17 protein-coding genes are annotated in these 18271 nt (G+C 65.5%); 6 read left to right on the top strand and 11 right to left on the bottom strand.

The genetic code is table 11. The annotated features are described in order from the left end of the window. Nucleotides 1-158: 158 nt before the first annotated feature. A complete protein-coding gene (locus tag AC07YR_RS16635) occupies nt 159-620 on the bottom strand; it encodes a DUF4383 domain-containing protein (RefSeq protein WP_055804268.1) in 462 nt (153 codons plus the stop codon). A gap of 125 nt (nt 621-745) precedes the next feature. Here AC07YR_RS16635 and AC07YR_RS16630 point away from each other — a divergent pair, with 125 nt between their 5' ends. Both AC07YR_RS16630 and AC07YR_RS16625 read left to right on the top strand, forming a co-directional pair. After that, nucleotides 746-1336 (top strand): hypothetical protein, encoded by a 591-nt coding sequence (locus AC07YR_RS16630; RefSeq protein ID WP_494734605.1) that lies wholly within the window; start codon nt 746-748, stop codon nt 1334-1336. A 62-nt stretch (nt 1337-1398) separates the two neighbouring features. Further along, nucleotides 1399-2715 (top strand): cell division protein PerM, encoded by a 1317-nt coding sequence (locus AC07YR_RS16625; protein WP_494734604.1) that lies wholly within the window; start codon nt 1399-1401, stop codon nt 2713-2715. A gap of 34 nt (nt 2716-2749) precedes the next feature. Here AC07YR_RS16625 and AC07YR_RS16620 read toward each other — a convergent pair whose 3' ends face one another. Then, entirely contained in the window at nt 2750-3181 is a 432-nt protein-coding gene (locus tag AC07YR_RS16620) for a hypothetical protein (protein ID WP_494734603.1), read from the bottom strand. 39 nt (nt 3182-3220) lie between these two features. Here AC07YR_RS16620 and purN point away from each other — a divergent pair, with 39 nt between their 5' ends. After that, nucleotides 3221-3784 (top strand): phosphoribosylglycinamide formyltransferase, encoded by a 564-nt coding sequence (gene purN / locus AC07YR_RS16615; protein ID WP_494734602.1) that lies wholly within the window; start codon nt 3221-3223, stop codon nt 3782-3784. A 571-nt stretch (nt 3785-4355) separates the two neighbouring features. Next, nucleotides 4356-4865, top strand: coding sequence for an endonuclease domain-containing protein (locus AC07YR_RS16610; protein WP_494734601.1), 510 nt, complete (start codon nt 4356-4358; stop codon nt 4863-4865). An 88-nt stretch (nt 4866-4953) separates the two neighbouring features. Here AC07YR_RS16610 and AC07YR_RS16605 read toward each other — a convergent pair whose 3' ends face one another. Then, nucleotides 4954-6306 carry an MFS transporter gene (locus tag AC07YR_RS16605; RefSeq protein WP_055804252.1) on the bottom strand — a complete coding sequence of 451 codons (1353 nt, stop codon included), beginning with the start codon at nt 6304-6306 and terminating at the stop codon, nt 4954-4956. A gap of 152 nt (nt 6307-6458) precedes the next feature. Here AC07YR_RS16605 and purH point away from each other — a divergent pair, with 152 nt between their 5' ends. Further along, nucleotides 6459-8129, top strand: a complete 1671-nt coding sequence (gene purH, locus AC07YR_RS16600; RefSeq protein ID WP_494734600.1) for a bifunctional phosphoribosylaminoimidazolecarboxamide formyltransferase/IMP cyclohydrolase — start codon at nt 6459-6461, stop codon at nt 8127-8129. A 112-nt stretch (nt 8130-8241) separates the two neighbouring features. Here the strand turns inward: purH and AC07YR_RS16595 are convergent, their stop codons facing one another. Both AC07YR_RS16595 and AC07YR_RS16590 read right to left on the bottom strand, forming a co-directional pair. Beyond that, nucleotides 8242-8376 carry a hypothetical protein gene (locus AC07YR_RS16595; protein ID WP_494734599.1) on the bottom strand — a complete coding sequence of 45 codons (135 nt, stop codon included), beginning with the start codon at nt 8374-8376 and terminating at the stop codon, nt 8242-8244. 72 nt (nt 8377-8448) lie between these two features. Next, on the bottom strand, nt 8449-9438 hold the full coding sequence (locus tag AC07YR_RS16590; RefSeq protein ID WP_436056984.1) for a trypsin-like serine peptidase: 990 nt from the start codon (nt 9436-9438) through the stop codon (nt 8449-8451). 290 nt (nt 9439-9728) lie between these two features. Between AC07YR_RS16590 and AC07YR_RS16585 the strand changes: the two genes are divergently transcribed. Then, nucleotides 9729-11951, top strand: a complete 2223-nt coding sequence (locus AC07YR_RS16585) for an NADP-dependent isocitrate dehydrogenase (RefSeq protein WP_494734598.1) — start codon at nt 9729-9731, stop codon at nt 11949-11951. Between the two features lie 96 nt (nt 11952-12047). Here AC07YR_RS16585 and AC07YR_RS16580 read toward each other — a convergent pair whose 3' ends face one another. From AC07YR_RS16580 to AC07YR_RS16555, 6 genes are all read right to left on the bottom strand, one after another. Beyond that, nucleotides 12048-12683: an SRPBCC family protein gene (locus AC07YR_RS16580; protein ID WP_055804240.1), complete on the bottom strand. Its 636-nt coding sequence runs from the start codon at nt 12681-12683 to the stop codon at nt 12048-12050. A gap of 226 nt (nt 12684-12909) precedes the next feature. Further along, entirely contained in the window at nt 12910-13419 is a 510-nt protein-coding gene (locus AC07YR_RS16575; RefSeq protein ID WP_436056985.1) for a mucin-associated surface protein, read from the bottom strand. Next, nucleotides 13416-14612: a serine/threonine-protein kinase gene (locus tag AC07YR_RS16570; protein WP_436059269.1), complete on the bottom strand. Its 1197-nt coding sequence runs from the start codon at nt 14610-14612 to the stop codon at nt 13416-13418. The genes AC07YR_RS16575 and AC07YR_RS16570 overlap by 4 nt, the downstream gene beginning before the upstream one ends. A gap of 228 nt (nt 14613-14840) precedes the next feature. Next, complete coding sequence (locus AC07YR_RS16565) at nt 14841-15863, bottom strand: hypothetical protein (protein ID WP_494734597.1); 1023 nt, start codon at nt 15861-15863, stop codon at nt 14841-14843. 83 nt (nt 15864-15946) lie between these two features. Beyond that, nucleotides 15947-16918: a hypothetical protein gene (locus tag AC07YR_RS16560; protein ID WP_494734596.1), complete on the bottom strand. Its 972-nt coding sequence runs from the start codon at nt 16916-16918 to the stop codon at nt 15947-15949. A 130-nt stretch (nt 16919-17048) separates the two neighbouring features. Next, a complete protein-coding gene (locus AC07YR_RS16555) occupies nt 17049-18119 on the bottom strand; it encodes a Gfo/Idh/MocA family protein (protein WP_494734595.1) in 1071 nt (356 codons plus the stop codon). Nucleotides 18120-18271 lie beyond the last annotated feature (152 nt).

Below are 18271 nucleotides of genomic sequence, written 5' to 3'. Positions count from 1 at the left end.
CGCCCCGGCCCCCCGCCGTCGTGCCCTTTAAAGCAAAAAGCTGGTGCAGCCGCCTGCGCCTACGCAGGGCAACTGCACCAACCGGTGGTTAAAACATTCAGATTGCCATGAAGCGTTCCTCATTAGCGGCTCCTTATGTCCCGGCTACGCGATCCGGGCTACCTGCGGTCCTCGGCCAGATGCCTTGAGAGGATCCAGCCGGCGCCAATCATCACCACACCCAGCACCATGAGGGTCCAGCTATCCAGCGTGTTCAGCGACAGGAAATTGGCCGCCGATCCCACTCCGACACTGAGCCCGAAGATGCTGAGGACGATGTACAGCGCGCCAAAGCCCATAAGGAAGTTCCGGGCGCCCATTCCATTGCGGGACATTGCCCAGCCTGTTGCACCGATGACCAGCTGCACAATGTTCAGCAGCATGGATACCTGGAACAGGTTGAGGAACATGGCGTGCGAATCAGGCCCCAAGAACCTTAGTTCGCTGTACTGCTGGGTAATGCCCGGGATAAACGCCAGGACACCCGCCAACATCAGGACAATACCTACACCCATGCCAACGTTCTGGACGTCGGTACGCCCGAAGTGAACGCCATGTGCATGTGGCGATGCGGTAGTCATTTTTCTGCCTCCAACCACTGATTGCGGACAATCCAATTTTACGGCTCAGTAACGAAAAAAGCGCTGGGGGATGGGGAGTTCTGCCCAGCGACAGGACGGTCCCGTTCTGCTGAACTGGCAGGACCATGAGCCTTGTAACACCGACCCTCCGAACCCTGCTGGCCGTCGTCGTGCTTATCTCCGCCGCCGGCTGCAGCGTGGCCGTGCCGGCCGGGACAGCGCCTGCTATCGGGATACTGAGGATGGACGAACCCGGCCCCCTCAACCCCGGGCCCCTCAACAGGGCCGAGCAGCTCCTGCCCAAGGTGAACGCGCAGCCGTGGGCGGCGCCGCTGCCGGTGGTGGTGCAGTCGGCCGGCAAGGACATGCAGTGTTCCATCAGCGCCGACGCTGCTGCCTGCCACCTGCTCACGGACGTCCCGCCCCGGCCCGGTGACATCAAGGACCAGTGCACAGGGGTCAGCGAGTACCGCGGCGGGTACGCGGTGGTGACGCTCGACGGCGGCGCCCAGTACGGGTTGTGCGGCAACGGAACGTCCCCGATGGAGGCGGAGGAAGTGGCCGGACCGGAGTTTCCCGGGCCGTGGATCCAGGACGGCGAGACGGTGCGGCTGGGCAACATGGTGTGCGAACGGGCGCCGGGCGCCATGACCTGCGCGCATCTGCGGACGGGCCACGGCTTCATGATCAGCACGGACAACTACGAGCTCTGGTAACTCCGGGCTTTAAGCCTGTCGCACACGGGCCCGGGGCGCCTCCCGTGACACCATGGAACACGATGAAACTGCGCGCTGATCAGACCGGAGACCGTGGCATTCCCATGCCCTTGTGGCTGCAGGGGGCGCTCGAGTCGGCGCAGGCGGCGGTCATTTCCGCGCTGGTGGTGCTGGCGCCCATCGTCGCCGTGTGGGCAACGGCCGGATTCCAGAACAACAACTTCGACGCCCTGGCCCGGCTTGGCGGCCAGGCCTGGCTGCTGATCCACGGCGTGCCGCTGCACCTGACGACCGTGGCGGGGGAAGCCGCGGCGCAGCCGGAATCGGGCACGCTGTCGCTGATCCCGCTGGGCCTGACGCTCATCCCGTTCCTGCTGGCGTGGCGGGCGGGCCGGCGGCTGGCCCGGGCCTCGTACACGGACCAGCTGTGGCAGGCCCTGCTGGGTTCCTGGCTGGTGTATGCCGGCTTCGGGATGGCGACAGGCTTCGTGTGCCGCACCGACGACGTCGCCATTTTCCTCTGGTTCGCCGGGCTGATGCCGCTGGTCCCGTTCGGCCTGGGCATGGTGGTGGGTGCCCGGCGCGAAGCGGGGTCCTGGAGCCGGCTCATCGGCGTCGACGCGGTCGACTGGATCGCCCGCACCAGCCAGCACTCCCGCTGGGCCGGTTCCTACCTCGGCTCCGCGGTCAAAGCCGGCTTCGTCGCGCTGATGGCTGCCTTCACCATGTCCGCGGCGCTGCTCGCGGTGGACCTCTTTATCCACTGGGACCTGGTGATCGCCGTGTATGAAGGGCTCGACGCCGGCGCCATGGGCGGTGCCGTGCTCACCATCGCGCAACTCGGCTTCCTCCCCAACCTGGCCGTCTTTGCGCTCGCCTGGACCTCCGGCTCCGGCTTCGCCCTGGGCGTCGGCTCGCAGGCCGGCCCGCTGGGAACCGCCGTTGGCCCGCTGCCGTCCATTCCGGTGTTCGCCGCGTTGCCCTCCGGTCCACTGGATTACGGCTTCGTGGCGCTGGTGGTGCCGGTCCTGGCCGGTGCACTGGCAGGCTGGTGGTTCCTGCGCGAAGGCGAAAACCACTTCGACGAATGGCTGTCCATCAAGGTCCGTTCCCGCTGGTTCACGGCATCGGCGTCAACCGTCGTCCTTGGAGCAATCATCGGCGTCGCGGCGGGCCTGATGGCGGGAGGCCTGGCCTGGATGGCCCGCGGGTCGGCCGGGATCGGCCGCCTCACGGACATCGGCCCGGACCCGTTGGGCACCTCGCTGTGGGTGGCCGCCGAGGTCGCCATCGGCGTCGTGATCGGATACGCGGCGGGACCGTGGCTGGAACGCCAGCAGAAACTGCGTGAAGCAGACCTGGAAGTGTCCAAGCCGTAGGAGGTGCCGCCGTCGGGCGTTACTTTCCTTAGGCTCAGCGGAGCTGGGCAGGGAGGGACTTCTGCAGCTGCGTCTGGCACTGGGTCAGCGCCTGCTGGGTCAGTGCGCTGCGGGAGCACTGCTGGAAGTCGCGGACCTGGTTGAAGAACACCGCGGAAACCAGGATCAGCAGCACCATCACCGCCGACACCACCAGCCCCGAGATGGTCCCGAAAAGGACCAGCTTGGATTCCTTGAGCTTGATGGCCCGGACCAGCACCATGATGCCGAGCACGATGCTCGCTGCCGTCAGGATGGCGGTCAGCCACACGTAGGTGACGTCCAGCTGGTAGACGAAGAAGGCGCCCAGGACGGCCACGATAAATGCACGGAACAGGTTGTGCGTCTTCAGCAGCGACGTCTTCGCGGCCTCGGTGAGGGGTTGCCGGGCCTGCTGGGGACCTGCGGGGTCCTTCGGGGGGTTCATGTTTTCCAGCCTACGCGAGCGGCCCCATAAGCTAGAGCCATGCGCATCGTTGTCCTCGTGTCCGGTACCGGCTCCAATCTCCAGGCCGTCATTGACGCCGTCAAGGCGGGCGAGCTGGACGTGGAGATAGCCGCCGTCGGCGCGGACCGGCCCGGGACCTACGGCGTGGAGCGTTCGGCCGCTGCCGGAATCCCGACCTTCGTGGTGGACTTCAAGGCCTACGCCGACCGTGCGGACTGGAATTTGGCGCTGACCGAAGCAGTGGCCGCATATGAGCCGGACGTTGTGGTGTCCTCAGGTTTCATGCGGATCGTCAGCCCCGAGTTCATCGACGCGTTCGGCGGGAAATACCTCAACACGCACCCGGCCCTGCTGCCTGCTTTCCCCGGAGCCCACGGTGTCCGGGACGCCATGGCCTATGGCGTCAAAGTCACGGGCTGCACGGTTCACTGGGCCGACGCCGGCGTGGACACAGGCCCCATCATCGCCCAGGAAGCCGTGGCCATCCGCGACGACGACACCGAGGACACCCTGCACGAACGCATCAAGGTGGTGGAGCGCAGGCTCCTGGTCTCGACCCTGGCGCAGCTCGCCGCGGCCTAATTCTTGTCGTGTGCGCACCCAACTGACTGGCACTTAACGTCGTGAAACGCGGTTTTCACGACGTTATCTGCGAGTCAGTTGGGTGATCGTGCGCGGTTCTGTGGATAACTCCTGAGTGCGGGCCCGGGGTTTGAAATCATGAGGAATGCGAGATCCGAACCCACTGCCCGCCCCGCTGGGTGATGCACCCTTCACTGTCTACGAAGCTGTCGACGCCGGCGTGACTCCCGGGCGTCTTAGGTTCCGTGAACTGCGGGTCCCAAGCCGCGGCGTCCGCATCCCAAGTACCGGCGAGCCTCTCGACCGGCTCAAGCTCGTCAGGCCGTACACGGTGGTGACCCCGTTCTCGGCGGCCTCGCACACCACGGCTTTTGTATTGTGGGGGCTTCCGGGGTACCTCCCAAATCGGGACGATGAGCGGATACATATCTCGCGTCCTGACACGATGGCTATTCCGCGTCGCCGAGGCGTGGTGGGGCATGTCGGGCAGTTCTTTTCCGACGAGGTAATCAACCTCGGAGGCTTGTTGATTACCACCCCTGCACGGACCTGGCTGGATTGCTCACGGAAGATGAGCATCAATGAACTGACCGTTGTGGCAGACCACCTGCTGAGGATTCCCCGGCCCGAATTCGAGGCCCGAACGGAGCCGCACGCCACGCTGGAGGAACTCGCGGACATGCTGGACCGGCACAAGGGAACTCCCGGCATCCGCAAAGCCCGGCTCGCTTTGGAACAGGCGCGCGTGGGAGCGGATTCGGCGCCGGAAACCCGCCTGCGGCTGGCTTTGGAGAACGCGGGCCTGCCGGAGCCCGAACTGAACGTTCCCGCGGAGCTGCGTCCCGGCGTCGTGCGTCAACCGGACCTCGCCTATCCGGAACACAAAGTGGCGGTGGAGTATGACGGCGACGGGCATTCCGAGGCGGCGCAGGTAATCCGGGACATCGCCCGTGAAGAGGATTTCAGCCGTGGCGGGTGGACACTTGTCCGGATATCCAAGCGGCATATGGTCAACGATGCCCGGCCGGCGGTGGCAAAGGTCCGCACGGCACTCGTGAGCCGCGGCTGGGTACCCAAGTGACTGGCAGTTAACGTCGTGAAAAGCGCGTTTCGCGACGTCAACTGCCAGTCAGTTGGGGGAGCGGGGGCTTGCTTGGCGAATGAGCCGCTTACGTCAGCGTTCGCTGCTTGGTCTCGGGGGAGAAGAACGCCATCCACAGCACCGACAGCAGGACCAGGCCGCCGGCCAGCGCGAACGACGTCGCCAGGCCCAGCTGCGGCCACAGGATAGAGGCGAAAATCAGCGGGCCGAAGCCTGCCCCCAGCCGGGAGAACGTGGACGCCCAGCCGAAACCCGTGCCGCGCAGGTCCGTCGGGTACAGCTCGGAGACGTACGTGTACAGCACCGGGATGGCCACCTGCACGATGAAGCCGAACACCAGCAGCCAGAACACAGCGGCCGACGGGATGTCCACCACGAATGCCACGATCACCAGCGTCAGCGCCGACAGCGGCCCGGTAATTGCCAGGATCCACTTGCGGCCCACCCGCTCAACCAGCACTGCGGCCACCACCACACCCAGGAGCCCGACGGCGGCCATGGACGCCGTCGTGAGGAACGCCTTGTAGTCCTGGAAACCGGCGCCGATGAGGATCCGCGGCATCCACGTCAGGGACAGGTAGTAGACCAGCAGGATGCTGAAGAACAGGGACCAGGCGGCCGCGGTGATCTTCCAGTTGAAACGCCAGACGCGGACCAGCTGGAGCCAGGCGCTCCCGGCGGAGAGCCGCGGGGCATCCTGTGCTTCAGGCAGGCTGTAGGCGCGGGGCTCGGCGCCGGTGGCCTTGACCAGGTCGTCGATGACCTTGGCGGCCTCGTCGCGGCGGCCCTTGCGGATGAGGAACAGCGGAGACTCGGGCACGCTGCGCCGCACCCAGAACACCAGCAGGGCCGGCAGCACCATCACCAGCATGGTCAGCCTCCAGTCCGCGAACGCGGCCACGAGCCAGGCCGAGACGAAGCCGCACAGGGCGGCGCCCACCGGCCACCAGCCGTCCATCGCCGTGAGCACCCTGCCGCGCTGCTTCCGCGGCGTGAATTCACCGACCAGGGCGTAGTCCACGGGAATGCACCCGCCCAGGCCGAAACCGGCCATGAAACGGAACACGCAGAACCAGATGAAATCGGGGGAGAAGGCACCCAGCACCGTGAAGAGGGAGAAAATCAGCAAGGTGGCGGTGAAGGCCTTCTTGCGTCCGATAGTGTCCGCGATGGTGCCCCAGGCGAACGCGCCCAGCGCCATGCCGACCAGGTTCGCCGTTCCGATCCACGCGGCGTCGCCGGGGGACAGCGCCCAGTGGGTGGACAGCAGCGGAATGAGGATCCCGTTGAGCGTCACATCCCAGGCATCGAACATAAAACCCAGGCCGCCGATCAGGAAGATCCGGCCCTGGACCTTCCACCGCCACGGCAGTTCCTGGACCACCTGTTCGCCGTTGGGCACAGTGGTGTAAGTATTCATCTCGGCCTCCTGGGAAAACTCTACGTCGCAGTGGCGGGTCTGCGCGCGGCCTTCACACACCGGCACGCAGGGAGGGCATCCGGCGGGACGCGATAAACTGGCCTCATCCCCACCAACCGCGGCACCCACCGTGTCAAAAGACGGAGACCTTTGTGAGCTTTACGCAGCTAGACCGTGTTCCCATCCGCCGAGCCCTGATCTCGGTCTACGACAAGACCGGTCTGGAGGAGCTCGCGAAGGGCCTGCACGAAGCAGGCGTCAAGATTGTTTCCACCGGGTCCACCGCGAAGAAGATCGCTGCCGCCGGCATCCCGGTGCAGGAAGTCGAGGAAGTCACCGGTTCCCCGGAAATGCTCGACGGCCGTGTCAAGACGCTCCACCCCCGCGTCCACGGCGGCATCCTGGCCGACCGCCGGGTTCCCGCCCACATGGAGACGCTGGCCAAGATGGAGATTGAGGCGTTCGACCTCGTCGTGGTGAACCTCTACCCGTTCGTGGATACCGTCAAGTCCGGTGCTGCGCAGGACGACGTCGTCGAGCAGATCGACATCGGAGGGCCCGCAATGGTGCGCTCCGCGGCGAAGAACCACGCTGCTGTCACGATCGTCACGGATCCCAACTTCTACGGCGATGTTGTCCGTGCCGCCGCCGAGGGCGGTTTTGACCTGAAGACCCGCCAGCGCCTGGCCGCCAAGGCCTTCGCGCACACCGCCAGCTACGACAACGCCGTGGCCACTTGGACGGCAAGCCAGTTCCTCGACGAGGACGGCGACGGCGTGATTGACTGGCCCGCTTACGCAGGCGTAGCCCTGGAGCGTTCCGAAGTGCTCCGCTACGGCGAAAACCCGCACCAGCAGGCCGCACTGTACGTTGACAGGGCTGCTCCGGCCGGCATCGCCCAGGCGGACCAGCTGCACGGCAAGGCCATGAGCTACAACAACTACGTCGACGCCGACGCCGCCCTCCGCGCCGCGTTCGACTTCGCCGATCCCGCCGTCGCCATCATCAAGCACGCCAACCCGTGCGGCGTGGCAGTTGGCTCTGCTGACGCGGCGGACCCCATCGCCGACGCCCACGCCAAGGCCCACGCGTGCGATCCCGTCTCCGCGTTCGGCGGCGTCATCGCGTCCAACCGCAGGGTCACCGCCGGCATGGCTCGCACCGTGGCGGGCATCTTCACCGAAGTGGTCATCGCCCCGGACTTCGAGGACGAAGCCGTAGAGATCCTCTCCAAGAAGAAGAACATCCGGCTGCTGGCACTCCCCGAGGGCTACGGCCGCTACCCGACGGAGTTCCGCCAGGTGTCCGGCGGCATGCTGGTGCAGGCCACCGACAAGGTGGACGCTGAAGGCGACAACCCTGCCAACTGGACCCTCGCAGCCGGCGAAGCCGCAGACGACGCGACCCTGGCAGACCTGGCGTTCGCGTGGACCGCCTGCCGTGCCGCCAAGTCCAACGCCATTCTGCTGGCGAACCACGGCGCCGCTGTTGGCATCGGCATGGGCCAGGTCAACCGGCTCGATTCCTGCAAGCTGGCCGTGGAACGCGCCAACACGCTCGGTGTGACCGTGGAGTCCGAGGTTGAGGGTGCCGGCGGTGCCTCGAACGCAGACGCGTCCGGCGCTCCCGAGCGGGCCCGCGGTGCGGTGGCTGCTTCCGACGCCTTCTTCCCGTTCGCAGACGGCCTCCAGATCCTGATCGACGCCGGCGTCCGAGCCGTGGTCCAGCCCGGCGGATCCGTCCGGGACGACGAGGTCATCGCCGCGGCCAACGCCGCCGGCATCACCATGTACTTCACGGGTGCGCGGCACTTCTTCCACTAGGAAGAAGGACAGACCCGGTCACCGGCTCCGGTGGTTGAGCCTGTTGAAACCCTGACCGCGTACGACGGCGACCGCCCCCGGGAGGGGACGGTCGCCGTCGTCGTTTATTCAGTTAGTCCCCGTCGGGTTCGTGGTCAGCCTCAGGTTGGGGGAGCCGGACCTCGCGCGGTTTCGCGTCGGCCAAGCGCTCCGGCGTCCAGTAGGCGAGGATATCCTCCGGCGCCTGGCTGATCTCGCTGCGGCTCACGGCGTCGTCATTCGAGGACCCTTGATCCGAAGGTTCGTGTTCCGCAGCGGCATTATCCGTATTCACGGGCTGTCAGTTGGCGGACGATGCACTCGAGTAGGCCTGCTGGATGACGGAGCCCCAGTACGGTCCGTACATGACCTGGGACCGGCTGCCGTAACCGTAGCTGTTGATGGAGTTCTGGTACCCGCCGGAGCTGGTGCCGATGAACCACGGGCCGCCCGAGGATCCGCCGGTCATGTCGCAGGGGATGCCCTGGGACTGGAACTGCGGGTTGTAGGGGTCGTTGCTGGCCGGCCCGGTGCAGCTAACGAGTGACGAACCGTCGAACGGCGCCGCTGCGGGGTAGCCGTAGGACTTGTATGTCAGGCCGCGGGCTGCGTTGAACTGGACACCGGAAGCGCCAACGACGTCGGCAAGGCTCTGGCCGTTGAGCGGTGAGACCACGGCGAAGCCCGTGTCGTACTGCATGTCGCCCGCGGAGCTCCACTGCGTGGGGGCATACAAGGCCTTGGCTGCCCACTTGCCGTAGGGGGCGGCGCCGTCCAGGTAGGCCGGGACGAAGATGAAGTTGGTGGCGAAGGCGCCCGGGCCCTCGTTGATGCAGTGGCCGGCGGTGGACACGGTGCTCTTGTTGGTGGACACCACCGAGTTGCCGGAGCAGACGTAGTTGCTGCCGCCCAGGGTGAAGAAGACCTTGCCGATGTGGGACACCGGACTCTCGTCGGCGTGCAGGGGCGCGGGTTTGCCGTTGCCTGCCTTGCCGGCAATCTTGGTGCTGGAACCCTTTTCCACGGCGGCGGCCGGGGAGGCGTTACCGCGCTGCAGCGCTTTGCTGGCGAGCACGTCGCCGGGGACCGCGGCACGCATGCGGTCAGCGGTCCAGTAGTTGGCGGCACTTGTGCTGTCCACTGACTGGCTGGCAACCTGCCCGCCGTCCTGGGGAGACGGGGCCTGCGGGGATGCAGGCGCGGCAGTTGCTCCGGCAGCTGCACTGACGGCAAGCAGGGCGGCGGCGGACAGGCTCAGGAGGCTGGTGGCCAGAGACTTCGATTTCGTCATGGGTGTCCTCAACAGAAAAGTTTGCGCCGGCCTCAGGTGGTGGCCGCCGCTGGTGGAGATCAACCTACCCACTGTGACAATTGTTGTAAATAGATACTCAAGTTTCGTATTGTGCCTGGTGGGATGTGGTTCCCGTCTCTCCGCGAGCCGGCCAGTGCGACCGTCGGGGGCATGCTACGCGTCGCTGAACGCCACGATGGGCGCCGACGCGCCCTGCTCGGGTAAGTTAAGAATGTTGAAATAACGCCAGAGTTCCAGATGTATGTATACCTTCAGGAGACGCCCCACCAATGGCCAAGATTATTTATACCCACACTGACGAAGCGCCCATGCTGGCCACCTACTCGTTCTTGCCGATTATCGAGGCCTACGCGTCGACTGCCGGTGTGGAAGTGGAGACCCGCGACATCTCCCTCTCTGGCCGCATCATCTCCGTGTTCGGTGACTACCTCACCGAAGAGCAGCGGATCAGCGATGCCCTGGCCGAACTGGGTGCCCTGGCAAAGAAGCCGGAAGCCAACATTATCAAGCTGCCCAACGTCAGCGCCTCGATTCCGCAGCTGAAGGCCGCGATCGCCGAGCTCCAGTCCCAGGGCTACGACCTCCCGGACTACCCTGACAACCCGTCCTCCGACACCGAGACGGACATCCGCTCGCGCTACGACAAGATCAAGGGCTCGGCCGTCAACCCGGTCCTGCGCGAAGGCAACTCCGACCGCCGCGCGCCCCTGTCCGTGAAGAACTACGCCCGCCAGAACCCGCACTCCATGGGCGCCTGGACGCCGGAGTCCAAGACCAACGTGGCCACCATGGGTGCCGAGGACTTCCGCGCCAACGAAAAGTCGGTGGTCATCGAAGCTGATGACACCGTCAAGATCCAGCTGGTCAAAGAAGATGGCACCGTCAAGGTCCTGAAGCGCGGGTTCCCCGTCCTGGCCGGCGAGGTTGTTGACGGCACCGTGATGCGCGCCGCCGCCTTGGACGAATTCCTGGCAGCCCAAGTTGTCCGCGCCAAGGAAGAAGGCGTGCTGTTCTCTGCACACCTGAAGGCCACCATGATGAAGGTCTCGGACCCCATCATCTTCGGCCACGTGGTGAAGGCCTACTTCACTGAACTGTTCGACACGTACGGCGAGCAGCTTGCCGCCGCAGGCCTGAGCGCCAACAACGGCCTGGCCTCCATCCTGGGCGGACTCGAAGAACTTCCCGAAGACGTCCGCGAAGGCGTCCAGGCTGCCATCGAGAAGGGCCTCGCCGAAGGCCCCGCACTGGCGATGGTGGACTCGGACAAGGGCATCACCAACCTGCACGTTCCGTCCGACGTCATCGTGGACGCCTCCATGCCCGCGATGATCCGCTCCTCCGGCCACATGTGGGGCCCGGACGGCAAGGAAGCCGACACGCTGGCCGTCCTCCCGGACAGCAGCTACGCCGGCATCTACCAGGTTGTCATCGACGACTGCCGCGCCAACGGCGCCTTTGACCCCACCACCATGGGCACCGTGCCGAACGTAGGCCTCATGGCCCAGGCGGCCGAGGAATACGGCAGCCACGACAAGACCTTCGAGATCCAGTCGTCCGGCGCCGTCCAGCTCGTGGACAGCAAGGGCAATGTCCTGATCGAACACCAGGTGGCCCCGGGCGACATCTGGCGTGCCTGCCAGGCCAAGGACGTGCCGATCCGCGACTGGGTCAAGCTGGCCGTCACCCGCGCCCGTGCCTCCGAAACCCCCGCCGTGTTCTGGCTGGATGAAGAGCGTGCCCACGACGCCAACCTGATTGCCAAGGTCAAGGAATACCTCAAGGAGTACGACACCGAGGGCCTCCAGATCGAGATCATGTCCCCGGTCAAGGCCACGGCCTTCACTCTCGAGCGCATCCGCAAGGGCGAGGACACCATCTCGGTGACCGGCAACGTGCTCCGCGACTACCTCACGGACCTTTTCCCGATCCTCGAACTGGGCACCAGTGCCAAGATGCTCTCCGTGGTTCCGCTGATCAACGGCGGCGGACTCTTCGAGACCGGCGCCGGCGGCTCCGCCCCGAAGCACGTCCAGCAGTTGCTGAAGGAAAACCACCTGCGCTGGGACAGCCTGGGTGAATTCCTGGCCCTCGCCGTCAGCTTCGAGCACCTCGCCACCACTACGGGCAACAAGCGTGCCCAGGTTCTCGCCGACACACTGGACCGGGCCACCGGCACGTTCCTGCTCGAGAACAAGTCCCCCCGCCGCAGCGTCGGGGAACTCGACAACCGCGGAAGCCACTTCTACCTCGCCAAGTTCTGGGCGCAGGAGCTGGCCAAGCAGACCGACGACGCCGAGCTGGCCGCCGATTTCGCCGCTGTGTCCGAGGCACTGACCTCCAACGAAGACACCATCGTCGCCGAGCTGCTCGCGGTTCAGGGCTCCCCGGTGGACATCGGCGGTTACTACCACCCGGACGTTGCCAAGGTTGCCGCGGTGATGCGTCCGTCCGCGAAGTTCACCGAAGTGCTCTCGGGACTGGCCAAGTAGCCGGACCCGCCAAAACGCAGAACGCCCCGCCTCCCATCACGGGAGGCGGGGCGTTCTGCTTGCCTGAAGGCTACTGCGAAGTGCCGGCTGCTGCAGCTAGCGCTGGACGTGCTTGCCGAACGGAGGCTCGGTGGCCATATCCGGATCCGTGTTCACGGGCTGCTCCGTGGGCACGGCGTCATAGCCCACTTCCTCCTCGAGGGGAACGGCGGTCGCGGCGTCGAGCGGAATTTCCGCCGTCGTGCCGGCTGCTGTTGCCGCGCCGGCTCCGCTGACGGCGCCTTCGCTGACGCGCTCCCGCCATGCGCCGGTCTCCACTTCGCGTTCCTCGATGAACTTCTTGAAGCGTTTAAGGTCCGAGGCCACCTGGCGGGAATCAAGGCCCACCGCCGCCCCCACCTTTTCGACCGCGGAGTCGGGCTCCCAGGCGAGTTCCACGCTGACCTTGGTTTCAGTCGGGTTGAGTGCTTCGAACCATACTGTTCCGGCGTTGCGGGGCTCGTCGATGCTCTCCCACGTGACGCGCTGGTCCGGCTGCTGGACGGTGATCCGGGCGTCGTATTCCCTCTTGACGCCACCGATGCTGGTCTGGAAGTGCACTGTGGTGTCGTCGAGCTGCCGCACGTCTTCCACGCCGCTCATGAAGTGCGGGAAGTCCTCGAACTGGGTCCACTGGTTGTAGGCCTGGCTCAGCGGGACGCTTACGTTGATGGATTCCTGGACAGTTGCCATGCGTACATCACTCCTTCAGCTGGCGGGCCGGTGGCCCGTGGTTCTGATCTCGTTGCGGGCTTCGTGGGCACGCTTAACAAACCTAGCGACATTCGCGGCAAATAGTAAGTTTACTGATGAAAAAATGCGGTACGGCTACCCGGGAGCGGAGGCCGACGGCGGGATCCCCGGTCGGCGGATCCACCTTACCGAACGCTCCAGATGGTTCCGGCCGCCGTCACCGGCGTCAGCGTCCTGAGGCGCCTTTGCCCTTTTCCCCTTTTCCTGGGACTACTTGAGCGGGTGCAGGTGCGGGGGCGGGGACTTCGGCAGCGGGAGCAGGGGCTGCTTTCGCTGCTTCTGCCGCCGCCGCATCGGCTGCTGCCTTGGCAGCTGCTGCCGCGTCGGCCTGGGCCTTCGCTGCGGCCTGCGCAGTAGTGAGGTCCGCCCGCACGGCCTCGATGGCCTTCATGATGCTCTGATGGCGTTTGAACGACACGCTTCCCTCGGCCGCTGAAGCGTCAAGCTGCACCACGAGTTCGTCGAGCGACTTGAGGGCGCCGGATGTGTCGTTGCCGGCCGCGGACTGTGAAACCGTTAGCACCTTTGCCTGCAGTGTCTGAGCGGCATCAGGTTCCAGATCGGGCGCTGTGGAACTGCAGCCGGCGAGGGCGGCCGAAAGCAGGCCGGCCGCGATTAGCGTCCGCCAGCGGCGGGGCGGCACTATGCGAAGGCGGTTGTCTGCACACGACGTCATGGTTCCACGCTCTTCTGTAGTTGCTCCAGATGTTGTCCCAGCGTGCCGGTAACCGCCGGGTACTGAACAGGCTCCGGCGCGTTGGGCGTGTTGACCATCAGAAGAATCAGGGCGCCCACAACGAAGAGGGCGAACGCGGCCAACGCAGCAGCTAGCTTGCGGCGGCCCGCGGCGCGGATACGGGCGCGGGGCGGGCCACCGCGGCTGGCCGCCAACTGGGCCGTTGTGCGGGCGCCGGTCCCCGATTCCATTTCCTTCGTGCTGTCCGGGAGCACGAGGGGCGGCCGCGACGGCGGTGCCGGCAGAATGCGCGTCGGTTCCTCGGACACGGTGCCGGGCACTGACTCCGGGGAGACCAGGGCCTGCCGAAGGGCGGTCTCGAGATCAGCTGCCGTCGGACGGTCCATGGGGTCTAGTGCTGTCATGGATGTGATCAGGGTGGCCCACTCGGCCGGAACATCGCCGGGGATTTCCGGGGCCCGGTGTAGGCGCGCCACCGCAGATTCAATTGCGCTGCCTGGGTACTCCACGGCTCCCTTGATGCACTCCAGCAACACGAGGCCAAGGGAGTAGATGTCGCTGGCGGGACCAAGATCGGCGCCCCGTGCCTGTTCCGGGCTCAGGTAAGCAGCCGTTCCCACCATGGTCCCGGTGGCGGTCAGGCGGGTGCCGTCGACGATCCTGGCAATGCCGAAATCGGTCAGTTTGGGGCGCAGGGGCTCTCCGGGGCGGACCTGTACCAGGAGGATGTTGGCTGGTTTGATGTCACGGTGGATGATGCCCAGGTTGTGGACGTACGCCAGGGCATCGGCCACGCCGGCTCCGATCACTGCCAGTTCATCCAGTGGGACGGGGCTGTGACGGATCCTGCTGCGGAGGTCCTGCCCCTCAACGAGTTCCATCGTGAGGAACGGGCGGGGCTCTTCAGGCACGCGCGAGTCGATTCCGGCGTCGAACAGCGTCACGAGGCTGGGGTGGTTCAGGGTGGCGAGCAGCTGAATCTCGGCTTCCTGACGCTTCAGCTCGTCCGCGTCAGCCGATTGCGGGGCAAAGAGCTTCAATGCCACGTCGCGGCCAAGGTTCTCGTCCCTGGCCGTGTACACCGAGGCCATGCCGCCGCGTCCGATGACCTCGCCGAGGCGGTATCGGCCGGCCAGGACCTCCGCCGTTTGACTGGGCGAACTCTCCACGATGTCCCCATCCTTTTCAGCGTTCCCTCGGAACGCGCTCTAGAGAATGATACGGGGACGGGTATGTATTTTCATAAGGGTACTTGGTAGTTGGGCCTCCTCGGGGGAAATGGCCGTGCCCGGAGGGCTGACCCGGAGAGCCCTGAGCGGCTTTCCGGGCCAGTCCCGTCCGTGGCCCAGCTGGCTTGGCGGGCAGGGCGACGGCGATGCCGGCCCCCGCCCGCCGGCAGCTTAGGCCTTCCTCCGCCGGGCCAGCACCAGCATGATGATCATGCCGCCGGCGAGGAGGAGAAGGGCAGCGATTGCCAGCTCAAGGTTGGCTCCCGTGTTGGCCAGCATCGGTGAATTGGAAGCTGCCGTGACCTTGGCACCCGTGCCGGTCGGCGTTTGAGCCGACGGATTCATACCCGTTCCGGTAGCGGCACCGCCCGGGCTGTTGACGCTCGGGACGTTGCCGCCTGATTCGATGCCACTTGCTGGAGCACCCGGGATGGTGCCACCCGGGACGGTACCGCCGGGGATGGTGCCACCATTGGCAGGACTTCCGGTTGAAGGACCTCCGGTGGCTGGTCCGCCGATACCCAGATCTACGCCGAGGTCGATCCCAAGGTCAACGCCAAGGTCGCCTGAGCTGTCGGTGCCCGTGTCGGTTGATCCGCCAACACCGAGATCGACTCCCAGATCAACGGCGGTATCCGTGCCGTTGTTCGCGAGGAGACCGAGCCCCAGGTCGACGACGGCGTCAAGATCTGCTGTCGTATTGTCGGTTCCTGCAGTGCCGGTATTGGTGCCGAGATTGACGTCCAGCACCGCGGCGACGTCGGCGGTGGTGGTGTCAGAGCCTGCCGTCCCAATGGTGCCGTTGCCCACGTTGACGTCCGCGATTGCTCCGAGGTCAGCGGTGGTGGTGTCGGTTCCTGTGGTCCCTGAATCTGTGCCGACCCCGAGCCCCAGGTCGACGACGGCGTCAAGATCTGCTGTCGTATTGTCGGTTCCTGCAGTGCCGGTATTGGTGCCGAGGCCAAGGTCCACGACTGCAACGAGATCGGCCGTGCTGTTTTCCGGCGTTGGGTCACCCAGTAGGCCCAACGACGAGTTGGCGGCAACTGCCGCTGAGACCGTAGCGGTAGTGCCGGACATGAGACCGTCGGAACCGCTTGTTGTATCCGCTGCACTGGCAGCGGTGGAGCCGAGGGCTAGGAGCCCGCCGGCGAAGAGGGTGCTAAGCAGCCCTCTGCGGATATTTGCGTGCATGGTGATATCTCCTGAAAGTTGTTTGTCGGGCGCCCATGGCAGCCCGGATGGCCGTTTTCTGTGCAGTGCGCAGGGAGGCCTAACTAGTCAGGAGATGAACCGGGGTCGAAAGACACCGGCGCAGGGGAATTCTGCAGGGGGCCGCTGACCGGGACTGCATGATTCAGCGGAACGTCGACGTGAAAGTCAGAAAGCCAGGCCGCGCCGCCGGCACCGCCGCCTGCGGACTGGCTGCTTCCCGATCCGGAGCCCGGAACAGCCGGCAGCGCGGCGGCGTCCGGAGTTCCGGGTTCGGGGTGCGGAGCTTCGAGGCTTCCGGCATGCGGAGCCGCTGGCGGCGTACCAGAACGATTTGAGGCATGCAGGACAGCTGATTTATCGACGTCGGCGACGGGCAGTTCGCGGGAACTTTCAGCGTCCGCACGAACGGGCAGGACCAAAGATGTTGGGTCCTCGCCAGCGGATCCACCTTCCGAGGCGGAGAGGCCCGGAACAGCCGGAAACGCTGCTGCGGCACCATAACCCTGAAGCAAATCAACACCAGTCAGCAGGTCGCCAGCCGGCTCCACGACGGGATCAAGAGCGGGAAGGGCTTCGCTAGCCGTCGGCAATGCCTGCTTGGCTATTTCGACGACGATTCCGTCGACCGCCTCGACAACCGGTGCCGTGGCGGCGCCGATGGTGCCGGCCGGGACAATCTGGTTCACCAGCGGGACGGTTTCAATCAGCTGGTCAACGGTGCCGGTTGCAGAACCGGTGAGGGGCAGGAGGAGGGCGGTAGGTTCAGCCGCGCTTGGCTGGGCGGGAAGGACGGCACTGCCCGCATCAGCCGCGCGCGGAGCGATAGAAGGTGCCACAGCGACCAGGGCGCCCGCGACAGGGTTGACTGCGGCTTCGGCTGGTGAGGAGACAGAAGGGCTGACGTTCCCTAGTAATGAACCGGGATCTGATGCGGCGTCAGCGCTGGCGCCGGGGGCTGACAGGGTCAGCCAAGCTGTGGCTGCTGCGCCGGCAAGGAGCAAAGGACGGAGCGCGCGCCATGACAAACGTTCCATGTGCAACACCCCCCGGCTCCCCGAAAAATCGACGATTGCCTACAGCCTAGGCACGACCTATAGCGGGAGTCCAGAGGACCACGACAAATAATCCGGCGAATTGATTATTTCCCGCCCATTCAAATCGGGGTTAGTGGGCATCATTCGGGTAGCTCACGCCCAGCTGCGCACGGACCCCGTCGAACAGCCGCATGACGTTCAGCGAATCCTCGAGCGGCATGACCGGGCTCTCCGTAAGCCCTTGCTGGATACACCTGGTGACCTCGCGGAGTTCGTAAGAATAACCGCGGCCCACAACGTCGAAGTGCTCGGTGCGCGGTTCCGCCATGCCGACCCTGACCAGGATTTCCCTGGGATTGTTGATGGACCCCATGGTGTGTAGATAGCCCAGGCTCCCCGCGACGGTGGCTGCGCGCGGACCGTAGGCCATCAGCGACGACGTCAGCTGGGCCTGCCCGCCGTGGTGGTACTCCAGGGTCAACGCATTCTGGGTGTCCACGCCGTCGTCGTTCACTGATCCCGTAGCGCTGACGGCCTGCGGGAAACCCAAGGTGCCCAGAGCCCACAGCAGGGGATACACCGTCAGGTCAAGGAGGGCCCCACCACCGTCTTTGAGAGCCCACAGCCGTGCGCTGGGGGAGTAGACCGCCGGGAAGCCGAGATCCGCGGTGACCCACTGGACCGTCCCGAGTTCCCCGGACGCTGCGATTTCGAAGGCGCGCTGCATGCTCGGCAGGAAACGGCTCCACATCGCTTCCATCATGAAAAGCTTCTTGGAACGCGCGAGGTTCACAAGTTCCGCGGCTTCCCGCGCGTTGATGGTCAGGGCCTTTTCGCACAGCACATGCTTGCCCGCCTGGAGGGCCGCCAGCGCAACTTCGTAGTGCTGGGCGTGCGGAGTGGCCACATAGACGACGTCCACGGAGTCGTCGGCGAGGAGCCGCCGGTAACCCGGCCCGCCGTCGTCGTCCCCGTACGCCCTGGCAAAACCGTACTCTGCCGCGAAAGCATCAGCCGTCTTTTGGCTTCTCGAGCTGACCGCATACAGCTCCGCATCAGCGAGAAGGGCAAGGTCCTGCACCATCGACCGGGCGATACTGCCTGTCGCCACTATTCCCCACCGCAGCGGACGTCCGGTGGAAGAACGGGGATCCTGGTCGGACTGGCTGAATAGCCACGGCTTCGCGATGGGGGCACTCATTGTGCCATCCTCTCACCCGACTGCGGGAGCGGTAGGGAATTACCCGCAGGAAGTGACGGAGGATCCGAATTTTTCGCGCGAAAAGTGAGAGAGCGTCAGATTAAAGGCGGCAGGAGCTGAGAGGGCGTTTGGGATTCGTCCTGCTCAGCTCC

Source organism: Arthrobacter sp. GW460-12-1-14-TSB2, assembly GCF_059423525.1.
This window is presented reverse-complemented; position numbering and strand designations above follow the sequence as displayed.